General features: G+C 40.2%; 10 protein-coding genes and 1 pseudogene. 1 reads left to right on the forward strand and 10 read right to left on the reverse strand.

Features of this window, described 5'->3' with window-relative positions:
* Positions 1–71 precede the first annotated feature (71 nt).
* Entirely contained in the window at positions 72–728 is a 657-nt protein-coding gene (locus CQZ96_RS07600) for a 3-oxoacid CoA-transferase subunit B (protein ID WP_178283369.1), read from the reverse strand.
* A 2-nt stretch (positions 729–730) separates the two neighbouring features.
* The gene (locus CQZ96_RS07605; protein WP_178283371.1) at positions 731–1,414 is read right to left on the reverse strand and encodes a 3-oxoacid CoA-transferase subunit A; all 684 of its coding nucleotides are present in this window, start codon (positions 1,412–1,414) and stop codon (positions 731–733) included.
* A gap of 251 nt (positions 1,415–1,665) precedes the next feature.
* Between CQZ96_RS07605 and pcaU the strand changes: the two genes are divergently transcribed.
* Positions 1,666–2,490 carry an IclR family transcriptional regulator PcaU gene (pcaU, locus tag CQZ96_RS07610; protein WP_056516298.1) on the forward strand — a complete coding sequence of 275 codons (825 nt, stop codon included), beginning with the start codon at positions 1,666–1,668 and terminating at the stop codon, positions 2,488–2,490.
* 131 nt (positions 2,491–2,621) lie between these two features.
* Here the strand turns inward: pcaU and CQZ96_RS07615 are convergent, their stop codons facing one another.
* The 8 genes and pseudogenes from CQZ96_RS07615 to nirD form a co-directional block, all read right to left on the reverse strand.
* Complete coding sequence (locus CQZ96_RS07615; protein WP_228722782.1) at positions 2,622–3,680, reverse strand: carboxymuconolactone decarboxylase family protein; 1,059 nt, start codon at positions 3,678–3,680, stop codon at positions 2,622–2,624.
* 641 nt (positions 3,681–4,321) lie between these two features.
* On the reverse strand, positions 4,322–5,245 hold the full coding sequence (gene moaCB, locus CQZ96_RS07620) for a bifunctional molybdenum cofactor biosynthesis protein MoaC/MoaB (protein WP_105713024.1): 924 nt from the start codon (positions 5,243–5,245) through the stop codon (positions 4,322–4,324).
* A 388-nt stretch (positions 5,246–5,633) separates the two neighbouring features.
* Positions 5,634–6,087 (reverse strand): annotated as a pseudogene (locus CQZ96_RS21640) (molybdenum cofactor biosynthesis protein MoaE); the annotation flags it as partial.
* A 1-nt stretch (position 6,088) separates the two neighbouring features.
* Positions 6,089–6,331 (reverse strand): MoaD/ThiS family protein, encoded by a 243-nt coding sequence (locus tag CQZ96_RS07630; protein WP_166783592.1) that lies wholly within the window; start codon positions 6,329–6,331, stop codon positions 6,089–6,091.
* Positions 6,332–6,410: 79 nt separating this feature from the next.
* Entirely contained in the window at positions 6,411–7,520 is a 1,110-nt protein-coding gene (gene moaA / locus CQZ96_RS07635; RefSeq protein WP_105713027.1) for a GTP 3',8-cyclase MoaA, read from the reverse strand.
* 184 nt (positions 7,521–7,704) lie between these two features.
* Positions 7,705–8,340, reverse strand: coding sequence for a molybdenum cofactor guanylyltransferase (mobA, locus tag CQZ96_RS07640; protein ID WP_105713028.1), 636 nt, complete (start codon positions 8,338–8,340; stop codon positions 7,705–7,707).
* Positions 8,337–11,132, reverse strand: coding sequence for a nitrate reductase (locus CQZ96_RS07645; protein WP_105713029.1), 2,796 nt, complete (start codon positions 11,130–11,132; stop codon positions 8,337–8,339). Before CQZ96_RS07645 ends, mobA begins: the two co-directional genes overlap by 4 nt.
* Before the next feature lie 97 nt (positions 11,133–11,229).
* Positions 11,230–12,855 carry a nitrite reductase small subunit NirD gene (gene nirD / locus CQZ96_RS07650; protein ID WP_105713030.1) on the reverse strand — a complete coding sequence of 542 codons (1,626 nt, stop codon included), beginning with the start codon at positions 12,853–12,855 and terminating at the stop codon, positions 11,230–11,232.
* Positions 12,856–12,893 lie beyond the last annotated feature (38 nt).

Genomic DNA, 12,893 nt, shown 5'->3' on the forward strand with positions numbered 1-12,893 from the left:
AAAAAGGAGGGAGACTTCATCCAATTATTTATTTAGGTGAAGTCCCCCTTAACAAAGGGGGATTTCATCCATTAATTCTGTTGTGTCGCATCAATCAATTGAGCACCCGTCAAAGCCTGTAATTCTTCAAAGCTCAGACCTGCAACTTTTTCAAGCACTTTTAAGCCATCTGTAGTCACATCAATCACGCATAAGTCGGTATAAATACGATCAACACAATGTTTGCCTGTTACTGGATAGCTCAGTTCTTCAACAATCTTAGGCTCACCTTGCTTGGTCACATGATCGGTGGTGATAAAGACTTTCTTGGCCCCTACAGCCAAATCCATTGCACCACCCACCGCAGGAATCGCATCAGGCGCACCGGTATGCCAATTGGCAAGGTCGCCATTAGCCGCTACTTGGAATGCGCCCAATACAGCAATATCCAAATGTCCACCACGCATCATGGCAAAAGAATCACCGTGATGGAAAAACGAACCACCCGTTAGCATGGTGACATATTCCTTACCAGCATTAATCAGCTCAGGATCTTCTTCACCTTTGGCGGGTGGAGGACCAAAAGCCAATAAACCATTTTCAGAATGTAGAAATATATCTTTGTCTGTTGGCAGATATTTTGAAATCTTGGTCGGTAAACCAATGCCTAAATTGACATAAGCACCATCGGGAATATCTTGGGCAACACGTTCAGCAATTTGGTCACGGCTTAGTTTTTGGTAGCTCATTGTTATTCTCCATTACCATTGGTTGCATCAACTGCAACCACATGCTGAACAAAAATTCCTGGGGTAATAATGTGTTCAGGATCGAGTTGACCCAATTCAACCACCTCTGAAACCTGTGCAATGGTGACATCTGCAGCCATCGCCATGATTGGACCAAAGTTACGTGCTGATTTGTTATAAACCAAGTTGCCCCAACGGTCGCCTTGATGTGCTTTAATCAGTGCAAAGTCTGCTTTAATCGGATATTCAAGCACGTAGTCTTTTCCATCGATATGACGGGTTTCTTTGCCATCTGCCAATAATGTGCCAAAACCTGTTGGGGTAAACACTGCACCTAAACCCATCCCAGCAGCTTGAATACGACACGCGAGATTACCTTGAGGAACCAGTTCCAGTTCGATCTTGCCCGCATGATAGAGTTCGTCAAATACCCAAGAATCAGACTGACGTGGGAAAGAACAAATGATTTTACGGACTGCACCCGATTTAAGCAGTTTAGCCAGACCGTAATCGCCATTGCCTGCATTATTATTGACAATCACCAGATCTTTAACGCCAAGTTCAATCAGCCCATCGATCAGCTCTGCGGGTTGTCCTGCTGTTCCAAAGCCACCAATCATAATGGTTGCACCATCTTTGATTTGTGACAGAACCTCGGTCAATGAGGTGGCGTTTTTATCAATCATCTGACTACTTCCTGTACTATGAATCACTCATTTGTTTCATCCTAGAAACCGATGAAACATAAGTTGAGTGTTTTGTTCGGATTTCTTATCTTTATTCTTGATAAATTTTATATTTACTTCTAGGCTTAAAGACAGAATTTGTTCGATCATCATTTTTTATGTTCGATGATCGAACATTATCCCACTAAAACAGTCTGATTTTGATTGAGTATAATTTTAATGCAATTGGCTTTAAAATAAGGAGCTGCGTTATGGATGATGAACACAACAAAACCACCCGATTAATCCATCATGCTGAAAATAAAAAGATCATTCGCCATGAAGATTTTATTGCAGGGATTGCAAAAGGTTTGGCAATTTTGGAATGTTTTGGGCCTGAACGACACCGCTTGAATATCAGCACTGCGGCTGAAAAAACCGGAATGACCCGTGCAGCAGCGCGTCGCCAGTTACTCACATTAGAATACTTAGGCTATTTAGACTTTGACGGACATTACTATTATTTAACCCCGAAAATCCTTAAATTCTCTGGTGCTTATTTAGATGGTTCCCCTTTACCTAAAATTTGCCAACCCTTATTAAATTTATTGACCAATCAAACCTCACTGATTTATTCCGTCATGGTGCTAGATGGTTATGAAGCGATTACCATTGCACGTAGTGCTGCACACCAACAAACAGACCGTGTTAACCCGTATGGCTTGCATTTAGGTAATCGCCTGCCAGCACATGCAACCTCTGCGGGGAAAATTTTGTTGGCGCATTTAAATGTCGAAGAACAGAAGCAATGGCTTACCCAGTATCCATTAAAGCGTCTTACTAAATATACCTATACAGACAGTGAAGCCTTTATAGAATTACTGCATGAGATTAAAGAACAGGACTGGTGTTATTCCTGTGAAGAACATGAATTGGGGGTGCATGCTGTAGCCGTTCCAATTTATGACTCGAATGCGGTTGTTGTTGCCGCACTCAATATTGTCTCTCCTACCATACGTACAACCAAAGATTATTTAATTACGCATATTTTACCCTTACTGCAAGAAACAGCGCGGGATTTACGCCAAGTGATTTAATGGCTATTGAGATAACAAATTCGAAGGAGTTTCAGTGACGCTTCCCTGATCCATCTATAACGGCCGTGCATTTTAATAGGTCAATTCATCGGCATCAATGCAACTTGAAAATATCATAAATACTTATGGGTTTAATTGTTTTGATTTTTCATACGCTCTGCTAATACTTCTTTGAGTGCGTGAGTTCCATTTATGGCTGATGGGAAACCTGAATAGATGGTCATCAAAAGCATGATTTCTTTTATTTCAGTTTCGGTCAGTCCTATGTTTAGACCCGCATTAATATGAAATTTCAGTTGTGGTTGCGCTGTCCCCAACGCAGTTAATGCAGAAATCGTGGCGATTTGTCTGTATTTTTTGCTTAAACTATCTCTTGAAAAAATATCAGCATAACCATATTCAAGCGTGAATTTTACCAATTCAGGTGAAAAAGTATTATAAGCAGCTTTTAATCGTTCAACTTGAAGACTGTCCAAGTTAGATAATTCTTGTTCACCTAATTTTAATCGATTGGTTGGCTTGGCTTTGCTTGCTGTTTTTCCGATTTCATCGTTAATGCCGTGTTTTTCTCTTTCTAGCAAAACTTCTTTTAAAGCATTCATTGCATTGATGCTACTTGGAAAACCTGAATAAACAGACATTTGTAAAATCACTTCTTTGACTTCGTTAATCGAACTCCCAGTATTTAATGCCCCGTTTATATGAACTTTTAACTGTGGTTGCGCATTTCCCATGGCTGTCAATGCGGACACAACCGCAATTTCTTTGGATTTCAAGTCAAGCCCATCTCTTGAATAGACATCGCCGAAAGCATATTCGATGATATATATTCCTAAATCAGGCGAAATATCTTTTAGGCTATTAATAACTTTTTCGCCTGCTTCTCCATCAATTTCTTTGAGTTTATCCCAACCTCGTTTATATCTGTTTGGCTGTATTTCATCTTCAGTAGGCTTTGCAAAACTATTGGTTTTTTGATTGCTCACACGCTCTACTCCTAAAATTTGACCACCTGATTTAGTCCCATCAAGATAAAATTTTGCTGACTCAGCCAAGAGCCCATCAATAACAGCTTGATCTACAGCTACTTTAGAATCGATAGGATGAACAGCATCCATAGCCTGTGCAGATACGATTGCTCCAAAATATAAAAAAGATAAAACAAAAGTGAATCGTTTGAATAACATCATTTTTTCCTCTTTTTAATATGGTTTAAAATAATGAAGCGATAGTCCCTCTGAGAATAAAATGATTGCTCATCATCGTTTTGTATGGATCTATTGTTGTTCTTGCCCAATATCGACCAAATCACCAAATATTGGACAATTTCATTCAAATTTAAATGTGGATAAGCTGTTGTCGTTACATCATTGTTATAATCAGCCGAGCTTGGATAGTATCACATGCATCAATGTAATATTTATAATTACTACTCAATAGCCTGATCTATGTTTATAAAATATGGATATTATTTTTGATTTAATTCATATAATCACATGCTTTTAATGAAAAATATATAATTTCTTTTATCCAAATCCAAGTTTAATAATTTTTTATTATGTAGAATAATTAAAAATTTAATCATACTAGACAGTGTTAATAATGACAAAAGTGATTTATGGCTGAAAGTGTTTTCAATGTCGAGATAACAAATTCGAGGGAGTTTCAAGGATGCTTCCCTGATCCATATACATTACCTGTGTATAGAGTACTAAGGTGAATGGAATAGTTTCAGCACCTAGATTTTGAGTGTGAATTAGTCACTGCAAGGCTTGATCAACTGAGATCAAGCCTTTGTCTACCCCTCAATCATAAACGATCACAACCTGATTTATTGATAGCCTCCAACATGTGGAATGTTTTTTTGCACATCAAACAGATGGACCAAGGCTGGTAGAATCGCAATCAATGACTCTTTAGCGCCTTGGCGACTGCCCGGCAAAGTAATCACCAAACTCGTGTCAATATAGCCTGCAATGCCTCGACTAAGTGCCGCATAAGGGGTACGTCTCTGACCAAAACTACGCGAAGCTTCCATTAAGCCGGGGATTTCGCGTTGGAGTAAAGGTTGAATGGTCTCCACAGTTAAGTCTTTTGGGCCTAGTCCTGTTCCACCAACCGTCAAAATCAGCGGATAATGATTTTTTTGTTGTTCAATTAACGCCAACAACTGTTCTGGAGAGTCAGCAATCACTTGATAGTTCACTTGACTAAAATTGGCTTGTTCAAGAATTTCTAAAACATTTTGCCCTGCTGTATCAGGTTTTTTTCCTGAAGCAACGGTATCTGATAAAACAATCACTGATGCAGATAAAGTCTGTTTGAGCGTTCGGGTAAAATGCGATTTACCGCCTTTTTTCAGTTGTAATTTACATTGGTCAAGGCATAAGTCTTCAGGTTCGCAGTGTGGTTTAAGCATATCATATAGAGTTAAGCCTGCTAAACTGACTGCGGTAAGCGCTTCCATTTCTACGCCCGTAGGAGCAATGGTTTCAACCGTTGCAATAATTTCAACATGTTGTTCATGTAATTCATATTCGACATCTGCACGATATATCGGTAAAGGGTGACACAAAGGAATCAGTTCATCTGTGCGTTTTGCTGCCAAGATTCCAGCAATACGTGCCGTTTTTAGTGCATCACCCTTTTCAGTATTTCCTGTACGTAACAGTTCTATGCAATGTGCAGGCGCATATAAAATTCCTGTTGCTACTGCTGTCCGATAGCTATCTGCTTTCATCCCTACATTTTTCATTGCCTGTTCCTGATATGGCGGTATTTTTTACATGACAAAACATACTTTGTGAAGAACACACTTTGTGAAGTTTGCTCGATATGTTTTTACATATGCCATTGATAAATTGTCTGTTCACACTGTTTGCTTAACAACACTTGCTGTTCAGCTTCATGATCCTTTTGTTGACTACTGTATTCTGAATGCGTGTGCCCTAAATGTGTAGATTTGGAATGATGTGCAAAAGAATGATTGTGCTCAGAATGTCGATGCGCTGATTGCTGCGCTTGAGAATGATGATGCTGAGGTTGATTGTGCTGAGATAAATGGTCATCAGAAGCGCCATGATCATGCTCACAGTCATGGTGGTGAAATGAATCTTTTTGTACTGAATGATCTTGTTCCACATCATCTTTTCGAATACAACAACCCGCAACATATTGGCTCGTGCCATCCAGATAAAATTCTTCTTTCCATACGGGAACCTCATGTTTTACCCGTTCTACTGCTTCTTCACAGGCTGCAAATGCTTCACGGCGATGCGCTGCATAAGCAATGGCAATAATGGCTTTTTCACCGATGTTTAAAGCACCAATACGATGAATGACTCGTACATAAGCCACCGCAAATTTTTGTTGAATCTCTTGCTCAATTTGACGAATCATTTTTTCTGAAACAGGCGCATAGGCGGTATATTTCAGCGCTTTGACCGCTTTGCCTTCATGATGATTGCGGACTGTTCCAATAAAGATGCCAATGCCACCGCATTCAGGAAAGTCTTGAATCGGGTCAAAACTGTCTTGGGTTAAAGGGGTATCCTGAATTCTGTTGAATTGTTTAAGCGTTTGTTCAAATGTATGCATATCAACCTCCCGCAACAGGTGACAGTAAAACCACAGTACTATCCGCTGTTAATAAGGTCTGACGTGGGATAATCTCTTCGCCTATTGCACATGCACAACGCTCAAGCATGTTTCCTGCATGTGGATAAGCGCGTACCACATAATCCAAAACATCCGAAATCCTCATTTCAGACTCACATTGCAGAGTTAAATCGGTCGGCAGTAAACGTTCAATTGCACCAAAGCATTCAATTTTTACGGTCATGTGCTGCTGGATATCTTTGAATTGATTGGCAATGTTTGCCGAGTCTGGTGTATTTGGAATAGTAAATTGATCTGACATATTAACCTCCAATCATATACATACTGATTTTTCGAGATGATGAATGTTTTGATTTTGGCTGTTGATAAATCTCATCAAAGCCTTGTTTTTTCTGCCAAATATAATCAGACAAAGTATCTTGTAATTGCCTATGCTGTGGCGAATCTAATGTTATTGGCGAATATACAACTGCATTTGGTGAACTGGTTTGCGCTAATCGGAGAGGCTCTAAAACAGGTGAATCTTGATTCAGTGCCTTAATTTGTGCTTTTAGGCTGATCCCCTTTGGCGCAAATAGACAATTATAAAAATCACCTTGTGCGGTTAAACGCACACGGTCACATGTGCCACAAAATGAATTGGTAATGGTCGAAATGATGCCAATCGGATAACCATCAATAAAATACTGCCGTGCAGGCTCGGAAGACTGTCCTTGCTGTAAAGTGACAACAAAGTCCTGCTGTAATTGAGCTAAAATTTCTTGCTCAGTGACAATATCGGCTTGCGTCCAAAGTCCCTCTCCATCTAAAGGCATAAATTCAATAAAACGCACTGTTAAATGCTGCTGAATTGACCAATGTGCTAAGGGTAAAACCTGATTCTCATTGACCCCTTTAATCAATACAGCATTGATCTTGATTTTAAAACCTGCCTGCTGTGCAGCAGCAATGCCCTCTAATACGGGTTGTAACTCTTTTTGAGTCAAGGCCTTAAATTGTGCTTGATCTAAACTGTCCAGACTAATATTCAAGTCATCTAAACCAGCTTGTTTTAACTGACTTGCGTATTGTTTAAGATAGTGTGCATTGCTGGTCATTGAAATCCGCTTTAGCCCGAGCTTTTTTAATTTTTGCAGTTGACCAATAAAGTGCACCACACCTTGACGCATTAACGGTTCACCACCTGTGATCCGAATCTGTTCAATGCCATGGCGCACCATAAATTCGCAAAATATATACAGTTCTTCAAAACTGAGTAAATCATGTTTTTTGATCCATTCTGGATGTTCAGGCATACAATAAACACACTTAAAATTACAGCGATCTGTCACTGAAATTCGGAGTTTTCGCTTGTTACGACCATATTGATCGACAAAAGCCGTACCCTCTTCGTATTGTGTCATTGCATTCATTTACACATCCCAAGCACGATTTAAATTCAAGATTGTTTAAAACTTAAAATCTGCGCTATTTTATTGATCTTGAAATTGCAAAAAGTGTTCCAACTTTGATCATTCACCAATGTGTTTAAGCTAAAACCTGCTCGAATTCTCTCAAAAATAGAGATTTGCAAAAAACGAGTCCAAACCAAGCCAATCAATGTAAAAACTTGAGCTGTTGATATTGCTGTAATTCATCCAAAGAATTGATGCTGTGAAAAAACAGTGCATGATTTTCAAATAACGCTTCCTGAGCGTGCAAATCAGAAAAACATGCCTTTAAACTGCGTTGTCCTTGTTCAAGATGAGTGCAGATTTGATTTAAAGCACTGCACTTTAACAAACAAAATGGATATAAGGCTTTGCCATTGATATTGACATAAGCCACTTGTGCTAAGGGATGACCCGCTAAAGCCATATGTAATCTTTCAATAACCTCAGGTGGAATAAATGTCACATCACAGGGCACAAAAAGTACATAGTCAGATGTCACATAAGACCATGCACTTTTTATTCCCATCAGCGGACCATAAAAGCCTTTTTCATCATCCTGATAGCAATACAAACTGGGAATAAGTTTTTGATAAATTGAATAATCACGGTGGCTATTGACCCAAATCTGCGCGACTCGATTTTTTAATTGTTGATGAATCTTAATCAATTGGATTTGATCATCAAATTTCTGTAACAGTTTATTGATTCCATTCATACGCCTTGCCTGACCACCCGCAAGAATGACAAGATCAGTTTGTGGATATTGCTTGGCTTTCTTGGGTTTTATAATTCTTTTCATTGTGTAAGCTCCGCTTGACAGGCTTTAATCAATCCGCGAATTTCAGGTAGACATGAACCACAATTACCGCCTGCTTTTAGACATGCAGTCACTTGTTTTTCATGATTGATATTGTTTTCTTTAATGGTTTGAATAATTCGATTTTTGCCTACCTTAAAGCAACTACATACCAATGGCCCTTCACTATTGCCCATCGACATGGCTTGTCCAGCAAGTAAGGCTTTACGATGCATCGCACTTAAACGATCACGTTTAAATAAACTGGCAACCCAATCACGATCAGGCAACAAGGCTTTGGGTGCAATATATAAACTTGCAATAAGGCGACCTTCTTTTAACACCACACTATGGCTAATGTGTGCAGTTTGATCTTCCAAGTTCAACCACTCAAAACTCTCATCTTCAAAGGGTAAGAGTTGTTTGAGATGTTGGGTAGTTTGGGTAAAACGACGACGATCCGCCAATTCATAGCGTACTGCTTTGGCGGTCTGAATTTTTGTCCACCACACCGTATTTTCGATGCTATTTTTAACAATGTGCTCATACCCTTCACGGACATAAAATACCCCTTGCCACTGGGTATAAAATGGCTGAATCAGCACAGGGGTATGTTTGAATTCCGGCTCGCCTGAAATTGCATCCACCACAGGATTGACCACTTTGCCAATACGGGCATCCGAAGCAAATTGATCATTCCAATGAATCGGGGCGAAAATTTGTCCACGGCGGATATTGTCACTGAGTACAGCACGCAAGACACAATTGCCCCAAGCCGATTTGATTTCGACCAATTCGCCTTCTTTCAAGCCATATTTCAATGCATCATTGGGGTGAATTTCACAAAAGGGTTCTGCTTTATGGGTGCTTAAATTGGCAGATAAACCTGTGCGGGTCATGGTGTGCCACTGATCTCGAATCCGTCCTGTATTGAGAATTAAAGGATATTCAGTATTGCTTTGATGGACTGGATCTATCGCCATCGTGGCAATAAATTTAGCTTTGCCATCTGTATGACTAAATTGCCCCTGTGAAAACAATTGTGCGAATGCATGCTCAGTCTGATTGCGCGTAATCACAGGCCATTGAATTGGTGCCAATTGCTCATATTCATGCAATGAAAGATCAGTTAAACCGTGTAAATTGAAGTAGCGAAAGCTTTGTGTATTTGATCGTGCATTAATCTCTGCATTTTGATAAGCAGATAATTGTGCATGTTCTTTAAAGATCTCGTGGCTATTTGCAAAATCAAAGCCACTAAATCCGAGCTTTTTAGCCACTTGTGCTACAGCCCACCAATCCGCTTTAGCTTGCTCAGGCGGGTCTAAAAAAGCACGCTGTCTTGAAATACGACGTTCTGAATTGGTGACCGTACCATCCTTTTCGCCCCATCCCAATGCAGGTAAGAGCACATCTGCAAACTGAGTGGTGTCAGTATCTTTACAAATATCGGAGACCACAACAAACTCACAACTGTTTAAAGCACGCTTAACTTGATCGGCATTGGGTAAGCTGACCACGGGATTGGTTGCCATAATCCAAATGGCTTTAATCTTACCCTTTTCCACAGCGTCAAAAAGATCAACCGCTTTTAATCCAACGTGCTTAGCAATAGTTGGACTGTTCCAAAAACTTTGTACAATTTGCTGATGTTGTTGATTATCTAAGTCCATATGTGCTGCCAGCATATTGGCAAGCCCACCCACTTCACGCCCACCCATTGCATTGGGTTGTCCTGTCATAGAGAATGGTGCTGCGCCCAACTTTCCAATTTTTCCAGTCAACAAATGACAATTAATGATGCTATTGGCTTTGTCCACGCCACGTGAAGACTGGTTTACCCCCATTGAAAATAGGGTCATGACTTTTTTAGTCTGGGCAAATTTTTCAAAAAATAGTTGGAGTTTTTCTAAAGAAATTCCTGTTTTCACTGCAACATCTTGGAGATCTGTTTCGGCTTGCGAACTTTTTAGTGCCGTTTCTAACCCTTGGGTATGTGCCTCAACAAATGCGCTATCGGCATAACCCTGTTGATATAAATATTGTAATAGCCCATTAAACAAGGAAACATCTTGGCCAATCAGAATAGGCAAATGTAAATCGGCTGCTTCACATGTGGCAGTAAAGCGTGGATCAATCACCACCACAAATAAATCACTTTGCTTTTGTTGTCTTAATTCTTTGGCTTTCATGATGCGTTGATACATCACGGGATGACACCATGCTGTATTTGAGCCTACTAAAACCACCATGTCAGTATATTCAAAATCGTCATAACTTGCAGGTACCAAATCCTCACCAAAAGCACGCTTATGTGCGGCAACTGCCGAAGACATACACAATCTTGAATTGGTATCGATATTGGCTGTGCCCAAATAGCCTTTAACGAATTTATTCACCACATAATAGTCTTCCGTCAACAACTGACCTGAAACATAAAATGCGATACTGTCACGACCATATTGCTCAATATAGTGTTGGAATTTATTGGCAATTAAATCTGTTGCACTATCCCAATCTGTGACCTGCTGATGAGGATGACGTCCAAGCATCGGATGTAAAACACGTGTGCCCAGCCCCAGCGTATCAGCTAAATTACTGCCTTTAATACACAGTTTTCCGTAATTCGAGGGATGATTGACATCGCCAAGCACAGACACTTTTTGTCCTAGCGTAGTGTCTTGCACTGTTGCTGTGACACCACAGCCTACACCACAGTAGGGACAAGTGGTTTGTGTGCTTGTGATCTTATGTTCTGTGGAGCTAGGCAGTTCCATTACCGGGATACTATTCATTGCTGCTGTGCTCCTCAATGCTATACATTTACTTGAAAATGGCTTTTATTTTTTTAATCTCCCTCCTTTTGAAATGAAGGGAGTTAAGCGATATAAATCAGCCTGCTTTTTTTAATGCAAAATCCCGACCAAACAGCAATTTATTGCGAATCGAAGAAATCGGGGTTTGATCAGCAATCAATTCAGCATACCAAGTGCCATCCTCTGTATCACCAAACAGTACCGCACCAACGACTTTATCCTTTTGAATAATAATGCGTTTGTAGATTTGACGTTTTTCATCATTTAAAATAATGTCTTCGAAATCTTCTAATGGCTGAGTGTTTTCTAAATCGATTCGGCCCGCTGAAAACACATCACAACCACTAACTTTTAACTGGGTTGGAACAGTCGGTGCTTTAAAGGTCAAACTGCCGTGTTCGGCCAAATGCGAGGCACAGATAAAGGCTTGCCCCCACAATGGTTCAACCAAGCCAAATGTTTGGTTCCGATGCTCAATGCATTCACCCACTGCATAAATACTTGGATCATAAGTTTGCATAGTGTCATTGACTAACACACCGCGGTTACAGCGTAAACCCGCACTTTGTGCCAACGCCATATTGGGGCGAATACCCACGGCAAAAACCACCAGATCTGCATCTAAAAGCCTGCCATCTTTCAACCGAACCTGCGTGACATGACCATTTTCACCAATTAATTCTTCTGTATTGGCTTCGGTAATAATCGGAATTCCCTTTTGTTCAATTGCTGTTTTCAACATTTGGCTGGCTTTGGCATCAAGCTGGCGATCCATTATGCGATCCATCAAATGTAAAACTGTCACATTCATACCACGTTGCTTTAAGCCATATGCGGCTTCTAGCCCCAATAGACCACCACCAATCACCACTGCATTTTTTTTAGATTTACAGTAGTCGAGCATATTATTTACATCATAAATATCACGGAAGCTTAATACCCCATCCAAATCTGAACCTTTGACTGGTGGAATAAATGGTTTTGAACCCGTTGCTAAAATCAAACGGTCATAACTCACCACCACACCTTTTTCGGTATAGACCTGCTTGCGGGGACGGTCAATTCGTACCGCAGCATCACCTGCAATAAAGCGAATGTTTTTATCGATATACCATGCATGAGGATGTAGCATAATATCGTCAATGGTTTTATCCCCTGACAACACAGGCGACAGCATGATTCGGTTATAGTTACCCCAAGGCTCCTCACCAATCACCGTTACGTCATAACGATCAGGTGCCATATCCAACAAGTCTTCTAAGCAACGCATTCCCGCCAATCCGTTACCGACCAAGACTAAATTGATTTTTTCCTGAGCCGTGCCATTATTGGTGATATAGGTTTTTTGTGGCGTTGGACTGACCCAAACCCGACCATTTTCAATTTTGCTTGGAAAAACCAATAATTTTTGATCTTTGTCTTCTAAACAACGACCTGTTGCTAAACTAAAATGTTGCTTATAAATCGGTGATGCAACTACACGTTCACCTTGTAAATCACCAATTATCCCACGCGACATGACAAAGGCTTTGCTAAATGGGTCTTGGTTGCTCAGCGCATATACACGCTTTTCACTGCCTACCCGAAAAATAGCCACTTGTTGTTGCCCCAGTAATGCGCCTACACCTGTATTGGGCGTAATGTCTTGCAATGCACAAATATCGAGCCAGTCGAGTTCATTCATATCTTTTAAAATGGTCATTGTATTTATCCTTTTAACAACGTTGATCAGATCTTCCA

This window comes from Acinetobacter sp. MYb10, from assembly GCF_002980175.2.
Taxonomy (GTDB): domain Bacteria; phylum Pseudomonadota; class Gammaproteobacteria; order Pseudomonadales; family Moraxellaceae; genus Acinetobacter; species Acinetobacter guillouiae.

What these genes read in the sequence shown, in the direction of transcription:
- CQZ96_RS07600 (WP_178283369.1), bottom strand. Translation starts at nt 728, where the DNA reads ATGAGCTACCAAAAACTAAGCCGTGACCAAATTGCTGAACGTGTTGCC.
- CQZ96_RS07605 (WP_178283371.1), bottom strand. Translation starts at nt 1,414, where the DNA reads ATGATTGATAAAAACGCCACCTCATTGACCGAGGTTCTGTCACAAATC.
- pcaU (WP_056516298.1), top strand. Translation starts at nt 1,666, where the DNA reads ATGGATGATGAACACAACAAAACCACCCGATTAATCCATCATGCTGAA.
- CQZ96_RS07615 (WP_228722782.1), bottom strand. Translation starts at nt 3,680, where the DNA reads ATGATGTTATTCAAACGATTCACTTTTGTTTTATCTTTTTTATATTTT.
- moaCB (WP_105713024.1), bottom strand. Translation starts at nt 5,245, where the DNA reads ATGAAAAATGTAGGGATGAAAGCAGATAGCTATCGGACAGCAGTAGCA.
- CQZ96_RS07630 (WP_166783592.1), bottom strand. Translation starts at nt 6,331, where the DNA reads ATGACCGTAAAAATTGAATGCTTTGGTGCAATTGAACGTTTACTGCCG.
- moaA (WP_105713027.1), bottom strand. Translation starts at nt 7,520, where the DNA reads ATGAATGCAATGACACAATACGAAGAGGGTACGGCTTTTGTCGATCAA.
- mobA (WP_105713028.1), bottom strand. Translation starts at nt 8,340, where the DNA reads ATGAAAAGAATTATAAAACCCAAGAAAGCCAAGCAATATCCACAAACT.
- CQZ96_RS07645 (WP_105713029.1), bottom strand. Translation starts at nt 11,132, where the DNA reads ATGAATAGTATCCCGGTAATGGAACTGCCTAGCTCCACAGAACATAAG.
- nirD (WP_105713030.1), bottom strand. Translation starts at nt 12,855, where the DNA reads ATGACCATTTTAAAAGATATGAATGAACTCGACTGGCTCGATATTTGT.